Below are 19,090 nucleotides of genomic sequence, written 5' to 3'. Positions count from 1 at the left end.
GGGCGCTATTACTTGATAGCATCCCAAGCTTTTTGGATGTCGGTAGTCACTTCTTCAGCCGATTTGCCTGAAGTGAAGTCAACCATACCTGTCCAGAATGCACCGGCACCGATAGCACCTGGCATTAGGTCAGACGCATCGAAGCGGAAGGTTGTTGCATTCAAGAAGATCTCACCTTGCTTACGTAGCGTGTCGCTTGAGTAAGCTTCTAGTTTCGCGCCTTTGTGTGGTGTTAGGAAGCCTTGGCCAGCCATCCACAACTCGTGTGCGATTGGTGAAGTTAGGTAGTCCATGAAGACTTGTGATTCTGGTGAGTCCTTCATCATCGTGATCAACGTACCACCGCCAAGAACAGGGTTACCTAGATCTTTGCTTTCGTACGATGGGAAGTAGAAGAAGTCAGAATCTGTTCCAATAGTCTCTTTGTACTGATCTGGGAAGAATGCAGGGATGAACGACGCCTGACGGTGCATGTAACACTTAGGTGGCGTATCGAACAAACCTTTTGGTGAGTCGCCGAAGAAGATCGAAGCGACTGCTGACGATGAACCATCCACGTAGTCGTCGTTCAGCACGAACTGACCGAAGGTGTTCATGACTTCAATGACTTTAGGATCGTTGAATGGCATCTCATTCGAAACCCACTGGTCGTAAACAGAAGGTGGCTGAGTGCGAAGCATTAGATCTTCCATCCAGTCAGTACCAACCCAACCGGTTGCGCCGCCAGACTCCATGCCGATACACCAAGGTGTGCCGCCATCTTTAACGATCTGATCAGATAGGGCAATTAGCTCTTCCATCGATTGTGGAATTTCGTAACCCATCTCTTCAAAGTTCTCTGGTACGTACCAAACGAGTGACTTCAAGTTAACGTTGTATGGAAGACCAAACATCGCCTCTTTGCCGTCAGCGCCTTTGTAAGTACCTAGATCAACCCAGCTTTGGCCCGCTGCGTAGTTAGTTGCTACCGCTTGCTCAACACCGTCAGATAGAGCGACTAGGTTACCCTGTGATGCTAGCTCAGACACGGTACCAGGTTGTGGCCATGCTGCTAGGTTGGGTGGGTTGCCCGCTTTCATATCAACTAGAACAAGCTGTTCGAAGTCGTTAGAGCCGTTGTATTCAACAGTCGCGCCGGTCGCTTCTTCGAAGTAGGCAATCACTGTGCGAAGGTTAGCTTCGTCACCATCGATCCATGGTCCGTCAAAGCGAATTGTTTTGCCATTTAGATCCATCTTTTCGAATTTTGACAGTGAATCCCAAGAGAAACGGTTGTCTGTTTTATCGAACTTTAGACCTTCAGCTGCCGCTGTGCCTGAAAGAGTAGCAAGTGCGATTGCTACCGAAAGAGTCTTACGTAGAGTCATCAGGGTAAACCTCTGTTTTGATTTTATTGTGTGAGCGGCTTGCACTATGCCGGGTGCTCAACCCGTGAAAATCATGCCGAATGCACGAAACTCAAATTCTTATTCAACCGGAAGCACACGCTGATCGTTCTGATCAAACAGGTGACAACGTTCAACCGGAATGCCGAGCTTTAATGTTTGGCCGCTCTTTGCAGTGACATCGCCATCAGCGACAACAACAACGGGTGATTCCAAACCTTCCAAATCCATATAGATCATGCACTGGTCACCAAGATGCTCGACATGGCTGACGGTGCTCTCAATAAAGAGATCGCCGCTACCATCTACTGTTAGGTGTTCTGGGCGAATGCCAAGTGCGGCTTTATCGCAGGCAAAAGCATCAGTTTGGCGCTCTAGCGTCAGAGAGTGACCATCAAGAGAGATCGTGATCTGATTTTTCTCGACTGCATCGACACTCACTTCTAGGAAGTTCATCTTCGGTGAGCCAATGAAACCAGCGACAAAACGGTTAGCAGGGCGGTGGTACAGTTCCAGTGGCGCACCCACCTGCTCAATGCGGCCTGCGCTTAGAACGACGATTTTGTCTGCAAGCGTCATCGCTTCGATCTGATCGTGAGTCACGTAGATCATAGTGTTCTTTAGCGTACCGTGAAGACGAGCAATTTCGATACGCATCTGAACACGTAGTGCCGCATCTAAATTAGAAAGAGGCTCGTCGAAAAGGAAGACTTTAGGCTCACGAACTATGGCGCGACCTATAGCAACACGTTGGCGCTGGCCACCTGATAGAGCTTTAGGCTTACGATCCAGTAGATGATCCAGTTGCAGAGTCTTAGCCACTTCAGTTACGCGGCTGCGGATCTCATCCTTAGGCATGCCAGAGAGTTCAAGACCAAACGCCATGTTGTGGTAGACGGACATGTGCGGATAGAGCGCATATGACTGAAAGACCATGCCGATGCCACGCTCTTTAGGTGTGTGATCGTTGACGCGCTCACCAGCGATATTCAGGTCGCCTGAAGAGATCTCTTCAAGTCCTGCAATACAACGAAGTAGGGTTGATTTACCACAGCCTGAAGGCCCAACGAATACCACAAACTCACCGTCGGTGATGTCGAGATTAACATCATGAAGAATGTGGACCGGCGTTTTGCTTTTTTCGCCGTAAATTTTGTTTAGGTTGCTCAGATTGACCGATGCCACCAAAAACCTCCAGTTGCTTATTATTAATACTGCTTCCTGCAGTTATAAGATTATGCAAAACAGACGTTTTACTTAATCGATTTAGTAGCTACGTAATTTAGTCAGGGAACGATTAAGAAACAAGTCAAAAATGCCTCTTAACGGGTTCTTAAATTTTTTGCAGTGCGTTAAGAATGGGGTGTCTGGAAGACGCTGATAAGGCAGATGACAGGCTGAAGCCAGTCACTGTCACTTCGTAAGGTAGATAAACAGGTGACGGGTTGAAGCCAGTCACTGCTAGTTCATAAGAGGGGATATACCGGTGTCAGGCTGAAGCCAGACACCTAACGTGATGTGGTTACTTAATATTCGGTCCGACACGAACGATCTTCATTGTGTTGGTACCACCCTGAGCGTTGACGTAGTCGCCCTTAGTAATCAAGACGATATCACCCTCTTTGACCACCTTACGACGCTGTAGCTCTTCGACAGCACGTTGGTTGATCTCTTCGTTGGGAACCGCTTCTGAATCAAACGGAACGGTTTTAACGCCACGGTAGAGTGCCACGCGGGTCTGTGTCTTTGGATTCTTCGAGAAGGCGAAGATCGGTAGGCCAGAGCGAATGCGCGACATCAGAAGGGGTGTAGCCCCTGATTCAGTCATAGAAATAATCGCAGTGACACCCTCTAAGTGGTTAGCCGTATACATAGCCGCCAAGGCGATCGATTCATCGATTTTGTGGAACCGCTCGTTCATACGGTGCTTAGAGACTTGAGATTGACGGTTCTTCTCGGCGCCTATAATGACGCGAGACATCGCCTCAACGGTCTCAATTGGGAACTCACCAGCAGCCGTTTCAGCTGAGAGCATGACGGCATCGGTTCCATCTAGAACAGCGTTGGCTACGTCAAAAACCTCTGCACGAGTCGGCATGGGGCTGGAGATCATTGACTCCATCATCTGCGTTGCTGTGATTACGGTGCGATCCAGTGTGCGTGCACGATCGATGATCAATTTCTGAATGCCGATCAGTTCTGCATCGCCGATCTCTACGCCTAAGTCGCCACGAGCAACCATAACGCTGTCGGATGCCAGAATGATCTCATCGATATTTTCGACACAGCTAACCGTCTCTGCACGTTCGATCTTAGCAACAATCCCTGCGTCACCACCGGCCGCATTCATCAGTTCGCGTGCTTCTGTGATGTCAGCACCCGAGCGAGGGAAGGAGACCGCTAGGTAGTCCACATTGATCTCTGCCGCGGTAATGATGTCCGCTTTATCTTTTTCAGTCAGAGCAGCAGCTGAAAGGCCACCGCCCTGTAGGTTGATGCCCTTATTGTTTGAAAGTGGGCCGCCAACGGTCACTTCACACTCCAAGCGGTTTGGCTTCTTCTCAACAACGCGCATCTGTACACGACCGTCATCAAGCAGTAGCACATCACCTGGTTTACAATCTTCTACCAGTTGCTCGTAGTCGATACCCACAGCCTCTTGTGTGCCGGCTGTTTTGTCCATGCTCGAGTCCAGAGCAAAACGATCACCCACTTTGAGATGGATCTTAGTGTCTGTGAATCGCGCAATACGAATTTTAGGGCCTTGTAAGTCCCCTAAGATCGCAACGAATCGACCCGCTTTTGCGGCAGCTTCACGAACCATGGCTGCGCGCTTCTTGTGATCATCCGCCTCGCCGTGCGAGAAGTTTAGTCGGACAACGTTCACACCCGCTTGAACGAGGCGTTCAAGTACCTCTGGTGAATCGGTTGCTGGGCCAAGGGTAGCGACAATTTTGGTTCTGCGTTGCATCTTAAATCCTTAAGCGGTTTGCTTTCGGTGGGTAAGCAGGGCTAACTAGTGTTAGCCCTCAGTTGTAGAGAGTTGTAGAAAGTTATACCACGATTAGATGGCGTTTGTGTGAAATGGTTGTTCAGTTTTATTGAGCAACGACTTTAGCAAAACGAAGCATGTTACAGGTGTAGCCATACTCGTTGTCATACCAAGCGACCACTTTCACAAAGGTGTCATCCAATTGGATGCCAGCCTTGCAGTCGAAGATCGATGACTTGTTACAACCACGGAAATCCGTTGCAACAACGGCATCATCAGTAAAGCCTAGCGTTTCACCCAGAGCGCCTGTCTCTGAAGCTTCACGCATTGCACAGCAGATATCTTCGTAGCTCGCTTCACTATTTAGCTCAACGGTTAGGTCAACGACCGATACGTCTGTAGTTGGTACACGGAAAGCCATACCGGTAAGTTTGCCGTTGAGTTCAGGAAGTACTACTCCCACCGCTTTAGCGGCACCAGTAGAGGAGGGGATGATGTTCTCTAGAATACCACGACCGCCGCGCCAATCTTTTGCCGATGGGCCGTCAACGGTTTTTTGAGTCGCTGTAGCGGCGTGAACCGTTGTCATTAGACCGCGTTTCACACCCCATTTGTCGTTTAGGACTTTAGCCACGGGTGCAAGACAGTTGGTTGTACAAGAGGCTGCAGAGACGATCGCTTGGCCTGCGTAGGTTTCATGGTTTACGCCATAAACGAACATCGGAGTGCCGTCTTTTGATGGAGCCGACATGACGACTTTCTTAGCGCCTGCTTCAATATGTTTTTGACAACCCTCTTCGGTTAGGAAGAAGCCAGTACACTCAAGGACGAGATCGACATCGATATCACCCCAAGCAAGATCAGCAGGATCGCGCTCAGCGGTTAGGCGGATGGTTTTGCCGTTCACAATTAGGTTGCCGTTGTCGGTTTGGATATCGCCTTTAAATTGACCGTGCACTGAGTCGTATTTCAGCATGTAAGCCAGGTATTCAGACCCAAGCAGGTCGTTAATACCAACCACCTCAATATCACCATTGAACTCTTGGTAGATTGCACGGAACGCCATGCGGCCGATACGGCCAAAACCGTTAATGCCAACGCGAATTGTCATTTCAAAACCCTCGTAACTAATTTTATTATCAGTTTATGTTGTAAATTTACGTACAGTTTTGCCGACTTTCGTCTAAAGTTCAATCGTATGGGTTATAAAATCCCTATTCTTTTTTGCAATAATGACCCTATTTATAGCGTATATAGCCAATTTTCATAGGGTTTACGCTATTTAAGGCTACTCTCATAAAAGTTATTAACTTACGTAATTTCTTTTAATTCGTAAGTTTTTTACTAACCTTTGGTGTGTTAAAGTAACTTAATTAGATTTCGATGAAATTTGTTGAGGTAGCTAATGCCATCTAACATCATGCAGCAGATCAGTGCAGAGCTTGAGTCGCTGAACCGATCCGAGCGTAAAGTCGCTGAAGTCATTCTTGCAGACCCGCAGGCGGCGACAAGATCCTCTATTGCCGTATTAGCTCGCGCTGCTCAGGTGAGTGAGCCGACGGTTAATCGTTTTTGTAAACGTTTCAATACAGCCGGTTTCCCAGATTTTAAACTGCATCTAGCTCAGGCGTTAGCACACGGTGTTCCCTATGTTAGTCGCAGTGTCGAACCTGATGACGACTCAGAGAGCTACACCAACAAGATCATCGACGCGACCATCGCTGCGTTGGTCACTGCTAAGAAGACCGTTGATCCACAGATGATCAATCTAGCGGTGGATCAGTTGATTCAGGCTAAGCAGATCATGTTTTTTGGCTTGGGTGCCTCTTGGCCTGTTGCGCAAGATGCTCAGCACAAGTTCTTCCGCTTTAACATCCCAGTCGTCGCTTACGACGACGTACTGATGCAGCGTATGACTGCGGCTGCTTCTTCTACAGGCGATGTTATTGTCATTATCAGTTACACCGGTCGTACTCGTGAGTTAGTTGATATTGCTGAGCTAGCCCGTGCGAGTGGTGCCACCGTGGTTGGCATTACCGCACCGAATTCACCACTGGCACAGCACTGTTCTATTGTTGTTGAGGTTGATGCACCAGAAGATACCGATGTCTACATGCCAATGACCTCTCGTATTATGCACCTGACCGTAATCGATATACTGGCGACGGGTGTCACGTTACGTCGCGGACCGGACTTCCTTAAGCACCTCAAGAACATCAAAGACTCATTAAAAGAGACACGTTACCCAGCAAAATAGGTATGAGTGTGGACAACTTCTCTCTAATTGCCGATATCGGTGGCACCAACGCGCGTTTTGCCATGGTTGAAACGGGTTCTATTAATCCGACTAATATTCGTAATTTAGCAGTCGATGACTTTGCATCGATTGATCTGGCGATTAAACAGTACCTTAGTGATCTTGGAAGTGATGTTCCCGATCGTTGCTGTATTGCCATCGCTTGTCCTACTCACAACGATAGGATTTCGATGACCAACAACGGTTGGGTATTTTCAAAGCGAGATCTGCAGAACCATTTTGGTATTGAACAGCTCTCTGTCATCAATGATTACGCTGCGATGGCTTATGCCGCGGCTAATCTGACGGGTGATCAACTGATTCAGGTGGGTCGTGGAGAGCCTTTAGAGGATTTCCCTATTGCTGTGTTGGGCGCAGGCACGGGTTTAGGTGTGTCAGGGTTAGTTCGCTCAGGAGGAGCGTCTATTCCTCTGGTGACCGAGGGCGGGCATGTCGATTTTGCACCGACCACAGAGCAAGAGGTTGCGATTCTGCGTTGGTTGTTAAAACGTTATGAACGTGTCTCAGCAGAACGTCTTGTGTCGGGTATGGGGATTCAAAACATCTACCAAGCGTTAGCGGAATTACGTGGCTCTCCGGTTGAGCGAATCTCACCTGCCGAGATCAGTCGCTTAGCGTTTGAAGAGCGAGATCAGTTTGCATTAGAGACGCTGGAGCAGTTCTGTAAAATCTATGGCAGTGTTGCCGGTAACTTAGCTCTCTCATATGGAGCCCAGGGTGGTGTATTCGTCACTGGAGGAATTGTTCCTAAGATGCTCGACTTCTTTATCGAGAGTGGGTTTAGACAGCGCTTTGAAGCTAAAGGGCGTTTTGATCAGTACATGTCGACCATTCCGACCTATGTTATGACGGCTGAAGAGCCGGGTTTGATTGGGGCTGCAGCGGCGTTGGTTTAAAGCTCTGGAAAACAACTGGTATAGCCGATGACAGGCTGAAGGCCAGTCACGGCAGCTTCGTAGTTGGTTTATACTCCGGTGACTGGCCTTCAGCCTGTCACCCGCTCTCTCCACCAAACTGATGCCTCTTCCGAAACGCCATCGGTGTTTCGCCAAGCTCCCGTTTTACAAACCTTGTAAAGTAACCCGGATCACTGAACCCTAACTCATCCGATATCAGGGCGATTGACCTCTGAGTGAAGGCTAACCGTCGTTTGATCTCAATGGCTAAACGCTGATTGATCGTTTGTAGAGCACTTTTTCCAAAGTGCTTTTTGCACAGACGATTGAGGGTACTCGTTGAAACTCCGCACTGAGATGCGTAATCATCAATATCCAATCGGTTCTCTAAATTTCTTTCGATCAGTTGAGAAAACTGTTTCAACGCATCGGGTAGCTTCTCACTCAATGTTAACGCGGTATCCACTCTTTTGATCATTGCGAACAGTGTGTGGATCAGTTGCAGTGAAACGCTCTGTTGATCGGTAGGTTGTTGCTGCTCTTCTATTAAAAGTTCTGCGATCGTCAGTATCTGTTTTGCCGCTTCCTCTTTATCCCCCAAAAGAAGAATAGAGGCGCTGCTGGTCACAATATCGATGTCTTGCTGAATAATCGGCAGAGCGATGCTTAAAATGACTCCTCTTATACCGCTGTGAAAGTGAAAACCGTGTCTGTTCTCTGGTGGTAACGTAACAATGACCGGTTCGTTAATTGAGACTTGATCCTCCTCCAGTTGAATCTCAGCTTCACCTTGTTCAATGATTAAGACCTGAAATAGATCGCTATGCTTATGCGGTTTGATAACACCGCGATAGGGTCTGCTACTCTCTTGAACTGTTTCTATATGAACAAACCCCGCTTGAGCGTCACTCTGGCTGTCACCGTAGAGTGCATAGTTGGGTGTTGTAGATGACTTTGTAGATCTTTGCATGACGAAAAAAGTAAATCCATTGATGTTATTTACCTTTAATTTCTATTATTTGACCGAAAAGTGCAATTAATTGGCGTTTTTTTGAGTTGGGAGTTCTTAAGCCAATTGAGATACTGACTTCATAAAATTAAAAGGAGTGCGTCATGCATATTCAAAACGCCTGGTACGTCGCGGCTATGTCATCTGAAGTGACCGATAAACCACTCGGTCGCACCATCTGTAACCACAACTTGGTTATGTACCGTGGTAAAGATGATGCCATCGCCTGTATTGAAGACTTTTGTCCTCACCGTGGTGCGGCCATGTCGTTGGGGTATGTAGAAGAGGGTGAGTTGGTCTGTGGTTATCATGGCCTGCGTATGGGACCAGATGGTCAGACGATCTCGATGCCTAAACAGCGTACCGATCGATTCCCTTGCACGCGCTCGTTCCCAGTGATGGAGAAGTACGGGTTTGTCTGGGTGTGGCCGGGTGATAAAGCGCAAGCGGATGAGTCTAAATTGCCTAAATTTCATTGGGCTGAAAATGATGGTTGGGCTTATGGTGGAGGCCTGTTCCACATCAAGTGTGACTACCGTTTGATGATTGATAACCTGATGGATCTTACTCACGAGACCTACGTTCACTCGACCAGCATCGGTCAGAAGGAGATCGATGAAGCGCCGGTAAAAACGCGTATGGAGGGTGATCAGGTCATTACTGAGCGCTTTATGCCAGAGGTTAAAGCACCACCCTTCTGGCAGATGGCGATGGAGTTTCAGGGGTTAGACCCTAATGCGATCGTCGATCGTTGGCAGATCTGCCGCTTTAATGCACCGAGTCATATCATGATTGATGTGGGTGTAGCGCTGGCTGGTAACGGTGGTATTGATGCACCGCTTGAGAAACGTGCTAGCAGTGTGGTGGTCGATTTTATTACCCCTGAGACGGATTCAACAATGCACTACTTCTGGGGTATGGCGCGAAACTTCCAGCCTGAGGATGCCGCGCTAACGGATAAAATTCGTGAAGGACAGGGTGGTATCTTTACTGAAGATCTTGAAGTACTGGAAGCGCAGCAGAAGAACTTGGATCGTTACCCTGATCGTGACCTGCTTAAATTGGATATTGATGCCGGCGGCGTTCAGGCGCGCCGTATGATTGAGCGTGCGATTAAGTTAGAACAGGAGGCGGGCAATGCTTAAGCTGCGGGTTGCGAGTAAAGCTCCACTCACCGATCAGATTGTGAGCCTGAAGTTGGAATCCGTATCAGGCGAGCCACTGCCGGAAGTAGCTGCAGGAGCACATATCAATTTACACCTAGGTACCGGTTTGAGCCGACAGTACTCAATTTGTAACCCTGGCACATCAACTCAGTACTATGAACTTGCAGTGTTGATTGAAACTGAATCACGTGGGGGTTCTAAAGCCGTCGCAGCGCTAGAAGTCGGTGACATCATTGAGGCGGATGAGTCGCAAAATCACTTTGGCTTGAAAACAGCGTCCAATCACCGTTTATTTGCGGCAGGCATCGGTATAACGCCGATGCTTGCGATGGCGCGTGAACTGCACGCACGAGGAAGTCAATTTGATCTACTCTACCGAGCAAAGTCACCGGAGAGAGCGGCCTTTTACTCTCAACTGCAGCAGTGTGATTTCTCTGAGGCCTGCCGTTTCTCTCTCTCTAGTGATGGTGGACTTGATCTCGCAGCTGAGTTGGCAAGTCCTCAGGCCGATGAGCAGCTCTATGTGTGTGGCCCACAGCGTTTTATTGATGCGTTAATTGATGCTGCTAAAGAGGCTGGCTGGCGTACGGATCAGATCAATCGCGAGTATTTCAATGCGGCCGTTCCAGAAGTGGAAGAGGGTGATCAGCCCTTTACCGTGAGGTTGAAATCGACCGGTGATGAGTATCTGGTACCGGTTGATCAAACCATTGCTGAAGTTCTAGAGGATGCAGGTGTCTTTGTGCCTCTCTCTTGTGAATCGGGTGTCTGTGGTACCTGTCTAGTTGATGTTGTTTCCGGTGAGCCGGATCACCGAGATCTGTATCAAAGCGAAGAGGAGCAGGCCTCAAATCGACAAATGACGGTCTGCTGTTCACGCAGTAAAACGCCTCTGATCGAGATTGATTTGTAGAACGAATGCAGCGCGTTTGGCGACGAGGCCCTCCCCGAAATCTGGGTCACAACCCTGGGTTTAATGAGATTCGCAATTTCTTCGATTTTCGTTCGGTGCGCATTGGTGGGTGGGTCACCGCTGAAGAGCAGGCGATACGGGCTGAAGAGTTCTTTATTGCTCTGTTAGATCTGCAAGAGATTCTCGGTCTTCCAAATTTTGCGCTGTCACTTCGTGGCGAACTATCACTCCATTATGGCACCGGTGGACGTCCCGGTGTCTGTGCGCACTATCAACCCTCAGCTAGAACCCTTGCCCTGGCTAAAAAAGCCGGAATTGGCAGTTTGGCTCATGAGTGGGCGCACGCTTTAGACCACTATCTGGCTAAGACCTCTTTCGAAGAGGATGTTGGTGCATGTTTCGCAACGACAGCATGGTTGGCTGACTTTACCCACAAAGTGCATCCGCTGAATGATGCCTTAGACCGGCTCTACACGACGCTCTACCTTTCAAAGGATAAGCAGAGTCCAAGTGACTATGTCACTCGATCCGTTGTATTAGATAAGCAAGCAGGATCGCTCTATTGGAGCCTGCCTGAGGAGTTGTTTGCTCGTGCATTTGAGGCTTGGATATCGAGAGCGGAGATAAAGAATAGCTTACTGATAAACCCTAAAGATATCGTTCGGGATACAAAAGGGCTCTATCCGTTGGAGGGGGAGGCGGTTGTTATAGATAAGGCGTTTGAGGATTACTTTGGGTTGTTGGGGTATGCGCTTTCTAGGTAGTTTCTGAAACGCTGTTGGTGCCGATGACAGGCTAAAGCCAGTCACGGTAGCTCCGTTAGGTGACAAGCTAAAGCCAGTCACGTCAGTACTAGTTAGCGTTTGCCCTGGTGACTGGCTTTCAGCCTGTCACCCCCTGTTGAGTCAACGGCAAGCTACTCAATCACATGTCTCCTGAGTATGGCTCGATTATGCATCTGAACCTCTGGCCGTTCACGCCAACCCCAAAACAGCTCTCTGGCTTCAGCAGCTGAATGTTTTAGATCGATAATTGGATCTGGATAGCTCTGCTCTCTCTCTAGCATCTGTCTCTCAAGTCCACCCATCGCCCAAGGGGAGTGTCTGAGCTCTTTGGGTAGTTCCGCTAGTTCAGGTACCCATTTCGCGATGAAGTGACCCTCTGGATCATGCTCCTCGGCCTGTAGAGTGGGGTTATATATTCTCAGTGTATGAATACCCGTCGTTCCTGCTTGCATCTGCAGCTGTGGGAAGTGAATGCCCGGTTCAAAATCTAGAAACTGTCGAGCTAAGTGAGGTGAGCCGAGACGCCAGTCTATTTTCAGGTAGTGACAGAGAAAGCTGACGAGCATCGCTCGCATTCTAAAGTTGATGTAACCGGTGCGATTGAGTGCTCGCATACAGGCATCAACCAGAGGTACACCGGTCATGCCACTCTCCCAAGCCTTTAGATCTTCTTCAACTTTGTCATCGGTTCGCCACGGAAAGTGGTTATAGCCTGCATTGATCGGTTGGGTTTCGATCTCGATCTCAGATTCAAACTTCTGAATGAAGTGGCAGTGCCAGTGCAGACGCGATCGAAACGCTCTAAGGGATCTCTCCCACTGGCCTTTAATGCCAGGGGGTTTGGATTGTTGGTAAACCTCAGCTAGGCTGATATTTCCCCACGCAAGGTAGGGGGACAGTCGACTGCAGTGCTTGCGAGAGGCGGAGGGTTTAGAGATCGCTTTGGAATAGAGCTGACCACGCTCCGTGAAAAAGCTCTCTATCACAGATGCTGCTGCGCTAGGGCCACCGTATTGCATCAGCGAGTCAGTCTCTAACCAATCCGGTTGAGGTTTAAAATAGGGTAGTGGGTTTGAGTGATCTAGCCTAGCAGGGATGAGTTGGGTTAGGTCCGGTTGATGTAGTGGGCCTTTGATCCGTGCATCCCAATTATCCAACCAGTTATCACGACTGCGAGCCCCTCTAATAACGGCTCCGTAGGGTGACTCATTCCACTGAATGCCCTGCTTCATGCATAACCTCTTTACCCGTTTATCACGGGCAAAGGTTTTGGCCATGCCGATCTCTTCGTGGCTATAGATTGAGTGAACAGACGTGATCGAGAGTATTTTAGAGAGCACCTCGGTTGGCTCACCGTTGAGCATGACTATTTCAGAATTAAATGCCGCAAGCTGATGATTGATATCGTTGATGCTCTGATAGACAAACCGCCAGTGACGTTCACTGTAGTGGCTATCTTCCATGAGCTCAGGTTCGAAAATGTAGATAAGCAGTAGAGGTAAGCCTGATTCAATCGCCTCTTTTAGAGGTCGGTGATCGGTCAGGCGAAGATCGCGTTTGAACCAGACAATATTGATGGGGGTTGGCATGTGTACCTCTGTTGATGCAGAGGTATAGGTTGAGGGGAATGAATCGGATCACTGCCGGCTGATAAAGCCGATGACAGGTTGAAGCCAGTCACTTTATAGTTTGTTCGGTGACTGGCATTAGCCTGTCAGCCGCTCTAAATGGGGGATTTGATCTTTAATATCTTGCCCAACCCCATGTTCACCCAATAAACCGCCCAGAGTGCAAAGACAGTATCGGATAGGAAGTGCCCACCTTGGACAATCCGTGTGATACCAACAATCACGCCAATTCCTAAACCAATGTAGAACCAGCGCTTAGATTGCATTAACCAGCCCAAGCCGATAAAGAAGAATCCCATCGACGCGTGACCGCTGACAAACGAGCAGTTGCTGTCACAGGCGCCTGAATATTCAAAGGCACGAGTAAAGTCTGCTTGCCCGCCAAACTCGGTGATTTGTGACGGGCGAGCACGGCCGATCGAGTTGTTTTTCAACAGTGCGTTAACCAATATGCCCGGGCCTAAAATCAAAGAGAGTGACAAAAAGGTATAGATCCTTTTTTGAAAAGGGTCACTTTTATCAGTGGTCGTCATCCAGAAATAGATCGCAAGAATAATAAGAATCGGCAAGATTGCAAAATGAAGATAAGCAAATAGCCAGTAGATTGAGCCAAAGAAGAGAGATGATTTTGAGAAAAACGTACCATCATAAAAAAGTGAAGAGACCCAAAGATCTAAATTTGGCAGTGTAGTAAATAGGATCACTGATAAGATGGTTAGTAAGAGGTCACTCCTAATTGTCATCTTTAAAACCTCTGACTAGTGTGACATAGACCTGTCGCTCAAGCCCCTTCATGACAGTCACTTTTTTGTAATCTAAATGTACTGCTTGATTGAAATAACGCTCCAGTGATTTTGCATCCATTCGCTCACTTAAAAATAAAAAGCTCGCTTCCGGTTCATTTGAGACAGGGTAGAGGAGTTCGTAGTGACTCTTAATGTGATTGTCTAAATCTAACGCTCTTGCATTTAAATTTTTTGGATCACGGTAGAAACCAAAATAGGCGGCAACTTTGCGAGATTCACTAGCAACAATTAATTCAGGGTACTGAGCTAATGATGGGGCAATCTCGTTAGAGAGTTCATACCAACCCTGGATTCTAGAGTAAGGATTGTTTTTCGGGGTTGGTTCGAACCCTAGACCCTTTTGAATTGATGTGTAGTGATAAAAGCCAATCATTAATAATAGATTGATGCTCACAGTCAAGGTGAGTATTTTGTGGCTGTTTCTGAGTGATAAAAGAATCGCTACCAGTAATACACCGGTTATGTAAGCCGGTGCACCCCAGTTAATATTGGCTCGTGCTGAGAGTGCTTGAAAACTGATAACCAAAAAGATGGGTATGAATATTGCCCATAGAAGCTTTGTACCTTTCACTCTTTTTAGCATGAAAGTTGATGCGAAAAGCGCTAGTGCACTCACGGGGCCAACTACGGCAAGTTGAGTAGCCAAAAATTCGATTAAACGAACAATGCTGAAACTGGATTCAGATTGTTGAGAGATCTCAGCCGTGTGCTGAAAACTGATGAAGTCGTGTTGATAGTTCCACCACAGGTTCGGTAGTAGCAATAGAATAGCAATGCCACAGGCGACCCAAAATCTGGGGTTAGCTAGGAGTTCGCGACCCTCTTTTGAAATCGCAGCGTAGACTAGAAAGCCTGCCGGAAAGAGTATGAAGGTGTATTTAGAGAGCAACCCCAGTCCACCTACGATACCAGCAGCCATCCATACTACCCATTGATTGGACTGCTGTGCCTTCAAAAAGAGCAAAAGAGCTAATGTCCAGAAAAAGAGCAGAGGTGCGTCAGTGGTAATGAACAACGAATTGAAACTAACCAGCGGCATGGTAAGAAACAGTAAGCCGGCATAAAGTCCTGCTCTAGTCGAGTGCAGACGTTGACCAATCGAGAACAGGATAAGCGAAGTGATTGAGTAGAGAAGCGGGGAGGCCAGTTTGATTGCCCACTCGCTGCTACCGAATAGATCCGTGGTGAGTCGAATCAGCCATGCCACCATTGGTGGCTTAGAGTAATAGCCCCAGTCTAGGCTCTGCGACCAGCCATAGTAGTAGGCTTCATCAAAAAAGAGGTGAATCGGTGCTGACTGCGTAATCCATTCACGGTAAGCAAATAGAATCGCAGCCGCAAATAACAGAAATTGAAAACTGCGATCTCTAAACAGCGTTAGCATTACTCGTGATCAGCTCTTTTCCAGCACTCATCATCAGCAATGGGAGCTGATGGACGAACAACAAAACTGGCGCTTCGATTATCTTGGAAAAAGATACGACTCAACATCTCTGCGATAACGCCAGTGGTTAGAAACTGCAAAGCCATCAAGATCAAAAAGATGGCGATCATCAACATTGGACGGCTGCCGATGTCTTCGCCTAAGAAAAATTTAACGGCAAATAGCCAGCTCAGCATAGCACCGCCGATGGCACCGGATGCCAGACCAATCGACCCAAAGAAGTGTCCAGGACGTGCTTTGTAACGAAGAAAGAAGAAAACGGAGATGATGTCGATAATCACTCGAAAGGTTCGGCTAATGCCATATTTAGACTCACCGAATTCACGAGCGTGATGTGTTACAGGTGTTTCACCGATCCGTCTTGGTGAGGTGACACCAGCAACCCAGACGGGGATAAAGCGGTGCATTTCACCGAACAGACGCACCTGTTTAAGCACGGACGCGCGATACACTTTAAGACTGCAGCCGTAATCGTGAAGTTTTACCCCGGTGATTTTTGCAATCAAACGGTTGGCAATTTTTGACGGCAGTTTGCGTTTGATGGCGGCATCTTGACGATTGACTCGCCAGCCTTGGAGTAGGTCGAGGTCACGTTCAATGAGCTCATCGACCATTCTAGGGATGTCTTTAGGATCGTTTTGTAGATCCCCATCCATCGTCACGATCAGTTCACCACGTGCTGCATCAATACCCGCTTGCATGGCAGCTGTCTGACCAAAGTTACGTTGCAGCTCAATGACTCTAACCTGATTACCAAACTGTTCTGCGGCGGCCTTTAAGCGGTCTACCGTCTGATCGGGTGATCCATCGTCCACACAGACAAGTTCCCAGTTACCTTGGTAATCAGAAAGACCATCATGAACCCGCTCGACAAGCAGTTGTGCGACATCTTCCTCTTTATACATAGGAACTACAACGGAGAGGGTGGGTCTGTTTGACATGGTGATCTCGTGTCTGGATTTGAGTGGTGAATCATACCTTATGGCTGACTCTTAACAAAGTTTGTCGTCTCTTTTTAAAAGCTAGTTTTCCTGCTAGGGCTGGGCAGAAGTAGCGCAATAGGGACAGATAGCAGTGACGCGCCCAAAAGGTAGATGTGCACATTAATGGCCGCTTTTACGGCCTCTATGGTTTCAAATCCCATCGGGTATAAAGCAGCTAACATTGCAGCCTCATAAGTGCCAGAACCTGCTAGTCCATGAATCGGCAAAACGCCTGAAATGTCGGCCAATATGACAGCCAGTGCACCATTGAAAAAGTCGATATTAAGGAAGCTCATTAGGATTAGAATAAGTGCTACCAACTTCACAATCCATATAAGTAGAGTCATAAGGTAGGTTTTGCCTAACAGCCTGTAGTCTTTTGGCCATAGGTGTTCAACTTTATTGAGTAAGTTCCTAATTTTTTCTGGAAATAGACGGATTAGTGACTCTCCTCCAACTCTCATTAACAGTGGTAACAAGATAAGGGCTGTACAAGCTATGCCTCCCAGCAGGGGTGTTACTGAGAAGAGGGTAAACGAAGCAAGAAGTAGTAAAACATGAAGGTCCATCAAGCGAATCACCAGCAACCCCGCCGATGTGGTCAGCATGGATTCTGAAAATTCACGTTTCATCAACAATGGGAAGGCGGCTTCGCCGAGTCTCATCGGTAAAAAGTTATTCAGCGCGTTATGTAAAAAGCTGATCTTTATGTAGCTAACGCGGGAGTGTGATTCAGAGGCAAAGTAGTTAAAGACACGCTCAGCTCTTAGGAGGTATGAGATAAAGGTGAGCAGGGTCAAAAAGAGTAGATTGGTTATAGAGAGAGTCTGCCAATCTTCGAGAATGGATCTCCACCCGATTGTTAACTCAACTCCAATCGCTAGGGCTAAAAATAGAGTGGTCGCGATAAACCAACGAAGCGTTTTACTCATAAAACCATACACACTTAAAGTTAGCCTTCAGTGTGCCATCAAACCACTCTAATGTCTGTCTTTAGTCGGACAAAGCCGCTTTGGCGCATTTGCTCATGCGCGTATCGGACTCGTTGTGAAGAGTGCACCAGGCTTGGTATTGGCTGAGGAATACTTGGCCAGTCAGTTCGTTTAGGAAATGACTCTTCTTTAGTTGGTCCATAACTGGGCCTTTTACCTCTGATAGGTGGAAGCAGACACCAAAGTCTTTGAGTCGCTGATTAATCGCCTCAAGAGACTCTAGAGCCGATGCATCGATCAGATTGACGGCTGGGCACATCAGAACAAAGTGCTGGACCCCTTTTTGTTGGGCAATCAGGTCGTAGACGCGATCTTCTAAATAACGCGCGTTAACGAAGTAGAGGCTCATGTCGATACGCAGTGTGATGATCTTCTCATCGTACTCCACTTCAAAACGATCGACGTTGCGGAAGTGCTCTGTGCCAGGAATTCGGCCGACAATCGCATCGTGTGGCTTACTTGTACGCTGCAGAAACAGGGCGATCGATAGGGTCACACCAGCGATGATGCCTGCTTCTACACCGACTAACAGCGTCAGTAGTATGGTTGCCAGCATTGCCATGAAGTCAGGCTTCGAGTAGCTCCAAGTGCGTTTTAGAGCACCAAGATCTACTAGCGATAAAACAGCCACGATAATGGTTGCTGCCAGTGTAGCTTTGGGTAAGAAGAATAGAAGCGGTGTTAGGAAGAGGGTAGCCACGGCAATACCCACTGCTGTGAATGCCCCAGCAGCTGGTGTCTCTGCGCCGGCATCAAAGTTGACAACGGAGCGAGAGAATCCACCTGTCACTGGGAAGCCGCCAGATACCGCTGAACCTACGTTGGATGCGCCTAGGCCAATCAACTCTTGGCTGGGATCAATTCTTTGACGACGCTTCGCTGCCAGTGTTTGTGCAACAGAGACTGACTCAACAAAACCGACAATACTGATCAGCATGGCTGAAATTAACAGTTGTTGCCAAAGTTCTGCATCAAAATGTGGCAGTGCAAACTCGGGTAGTCCTGTTGGAACGATACCAACGACTTTGACCCCCTCAAGCTCTAGGCGGTAGTAGTAGGTCGCAAAGGCTGTGGCGGCTACAGCCAAAACAGGTCCCGCTTTGGCAATGACATCAGCCAGTTTTGAGTTCATCCCGGTTTTAAGCAGAAGTGGCTTTAAGCACTTACGGGTCCAGAACAAGAAGGCTGTCGCAGAGACACCGATAATCAGTGTCGGGATGTTGGTGTCCTCTAGGTGAATGATGATTGAAGAGAGAATGTCATATAGATTGTGGCCAGACGCGTTGATGCCAAGAATATGTTTTAGCTGGCTGGCGGCGATGATCAGTCCAGAGGCGGTAATGAAGCCGGAGATGACCGGGTGGCTGAGCAAGTTGGCCATCGCGCCCAATTTAAAAAAGCCCATCAGTATTAGCAGTGTGCCCGAAATGAGCGCCAAAGCACCGGCAGCGGCAATGTAATCGGTGGTGTTGGCAAGTCCGAGGCTACCTAAAGCGGTTGCGGTCATCAGTGAAACAACAGCAACAGGGCCAACGGCTAGAGTACGACTGGTTCCGAAAATAGCGTAAGCGATCAGCGGCAATATACTTGCATATAGACCCACCTCTGGCGGTAATCCAGCAAGCAGAGCATAGGCCAGTGATTGAGGAATCAACATGATCGTTACAATCACTGCCGCGATAAGATCGTTGGTCAGCGTCAGCTTATTGTACGATTTTGCCCAGTCTAAAATCGGAAAATAGTTCTTCAAAGTATTAATCCTGAAAAGCAGAAA

Annotated in this window: 16 protein-coding genes; 5 read left to right on the top strand and 11 right to left on the bottom strand. The window is 48.0% G+C overall.

Going from position 1 to position 19,090, the window contains the following annotated elements:
* Nucleotides 1-8: 8 nt before the first annotated feature.
* The 4 genes from XMG59_RS01875 to gap form a co-directional block, all read right to left on the bottom strand.
* Complete coding sequence (locus XMG59_RS01875) at nucleotides 9-1,367, bottom strand: ABC transporter substrate-binding protein (protein WP_173498120.1); 1,359 nt, start codon at nucleotides 1,365-1,367, stop codon at nucleotides 9-11.
* A 99-nt stretch (nucleotides 1,368-1,466) separates the two neighbouring features.
* The gene (locus tag XMG59_RS01870; RefSeq protein WP_173494356.1) at nucleotides 1,467-2,570 is read right to left on the bottom strand and encodes a sn-glycerol-3-phosphate ABC transporter ATP-binding protein UgpC; all 1,104 of its coding nucleotides are present in this window, start codon (nucleotides 2,568-2,570) and stop codon (nucleotides 1,467-1,469) included.
* A 337-nt stretch (nucleotides 2,571-2,907) separates the two neighbouring features.
* A complete protein-coding gene (gene pyk / locus XMG59_RS01865; protein ID WP_173481557.1) occupies nucleotides 2,908-4,356 on the bottom strand; it encodes a pyruvate kinase in 1,449 nt (482 codons plus the stop codon).
* 127 nt (nucleotides 4,357-4,483) lie between these two features.
* Complete coding sequence (gap, locus tag XMG59_RS01860) at nucleotides 4,484-5,488, bottom strand: type I glyceraldehyde-3-phosphate dehydrogenase (protein ID WP_173481556.1); 1,005 nt, start codon at nucleotides 5,486-5,488, stop codon at nucleotides 4,484-4,486.
* Between the two features lie 294 nt (nucleotides 5,489-5,782).
* Between gap and XMG59_RS01855 the strand changes: the two genes are divergently transcribed.
* Both XMG59_RS01855 and glk read left to right on the top strand, forming a co-directional pair.
* Entirely contained in the window at nucleotides 5,783-6,634 is an 852-nt protein-coding gene (locus tag XMG59_RS01855) for a MurR/RpiR family transcriptional regulator (RefSeq protein ID WP_173481555.1), read from the top strand.
* A gap of 2 nt (nucleotides 6,635-6,636) precedes the next feature.
* Entirely contained in the window at nucleotides 6,637-7,590 is a 954-nt protein-coding gene (gene glk / locus XMG59_RS01850) for a glucokinase (protein ID WP_173494357.1), read from the top strand.
* A gap of 97 nt (nucleotides 7,591-7,687) precedes the next feature.
* Here the strand turns inward: glk and XMG59_RS01845 are convergent, their stop codons facing one another.
* Entirely contained in the window at nucleotides 7,688-8,560 is an 873-nt protein-coding gene (locus tag XMG59_RS01845; RefSeq protein WP_173498119.1) for a helix-turn-helix domain-containing protein, read from the bottom strand.
* A gap of 143 nt (nucleotides 8,561-8,703) precedes the next feature.
* On the opposite strand from XMG59_RS01845, the gene XMG59_RS01840 reads away from it, so the two are divergent.
* From XMG59_RS01840 to XMG59_RS01830, 3 genes are read left to right on the top strand one after another with little or no spacing between them, the layout of a single operon-like run.
* Complete coding sequence (locus tag XMG59_RS01840; protein WP_173498118.1) at nucleotides 8,704-9,744, top strand: aromatic ring-hydroxylating dioxygenase subunit alpha; 1,041 nt, start codon at nucleotides 8,704-8,706, stop codon at nucleotides 9,742-9,744.
* Nucleotides 9,737-10,678, top strand: a complete 942-nt coding sequence (locus tag XMG59_RS01835; RefSeq protein WP_173498117.1) for a PDR/VanB family oxidoreductase — start codon at nucleotides 9,737-9,739, stop codon at nucleotides 10,676-10,678. Before XMG59_RS01840 ends, XMG59_RS01835 begins: the two co-directional genes overlap by 8 nt.
* A gap of 5 nt (nucleotides 10,679-10,683) precedes the next feature.
* Nucleotides 10,684-11,442 (top strand): CLCA_X family protein, encoded by a 759-nt coding sequence (locus tag XMG59_RS01830; protein ID WP_173498116.1) that lies wholly within the window; start codon nucleotides 10,684-10,686, stop codon nucleotides 11,440-11,442.
* Between the two features lie 152 nt (nucleotides 11,443-11,594).
* Here XMG59_RS01830 and XMG59_RS01825 read toward each other — a convergent pair whose 3' ends face one another.
* The 6 genes from XMG59_RS01825 to XMG59_RS01800 form a co-directional block, all read right to left on the bottom strand.
* The gene (locus tag XMG59_RS01825; RefSeq protein WP_173498115.1) at nucleotides 11,595-13,052 is read right to left on the bottom strand and encodes a deoxyribodipyrimidine photo-lyase; all 1,458 of its coding nucleotides are present in this window, start codon (nucleotides 13,050-13,052) and stop codon (nucleotides 11,595-11,597) included.
* A 134-nt stretch (nucleotides 13,053-13,186) separates the two neighbouring features.
* A complete protein-coding gene (locus tag XMG59_RS01820) occupies nucleotides 13,187-13,834 on the bottom strand; it encodes a phosphatase PAP2 family protein (protein WP_173483167.1) in 648 nt (215 codons plus the stop codon).
* On the bottom strand, nucleotides 13,824-15,281 hold the full coding sequence (locus tag XMG59_RS01815) for a glycosyltransferase family 39 protein (protein ID WP_173498114.1): 1,458 nt from the start codon (nucleotides 15,279-15,281) through the stop codon (nucleotides 13,824-13,826). The genes XMG59_RS01820 and XMG59_RS01815 overlap by 11 nt, the downstream gene beginning before the upstream one ends.
* Entirely contained in the window at nucleotides 15,281-16,282 is a 1,002-nt protein-coding gene (locus XMG59_RS01810; RefSeq protein WP_173498113.1) for a glycosyltransferase family 2 protein, read from the bottom strand. The genes XMG59_RS01815 and XMG59_RS01810 overlap by 1 nt, the downstream gene beginning before the upstream one ends.
* A gap of 74 nt (nucleotides 16,283-16,356) precedes the next feature.
* Nucleotides 16,357-17,256, bottom strand: a complete 900-nt coding sequence (locus XMG59_RS01805; protein ID WP_173483164.1) for a lysylphosphatidylglycerol synthase domain-containing protein — start codon at nucleotides 17,254-17,256, stop codon at nucleotides 16,357-16,359.
* A gap of 61 nt (nucleotides 17,257-17,317) precedes the next feature.
* Nucleotides 17,318-19,075: a sulfate permease gene (locus tag XMG59_RS01800; protein WP_173494522.1), complete on the bottom strand. Its 1,758-nt coding sequence runs from the start codon at nucleotides 19,073-19,075 to the stop codon at nucleotides 17,318-17,320.
* Between the last annotated feature and the right edge of the window lie 15 nt (nucleotides 19,076-19,090).

Source organism: Marinobacterium sp. xm-g-59, from assembly GCF_013283315.1.
Classification (GTDB): domain Bacteria; phylum Pseudomonadota; class Gammaproteobacteria; order Pseudomonadales; family Balneatricaceae; genus Marinobacterium_E.
This window is presented reverse-complemented; position numbering and strand designations above follow the sequence as displayed.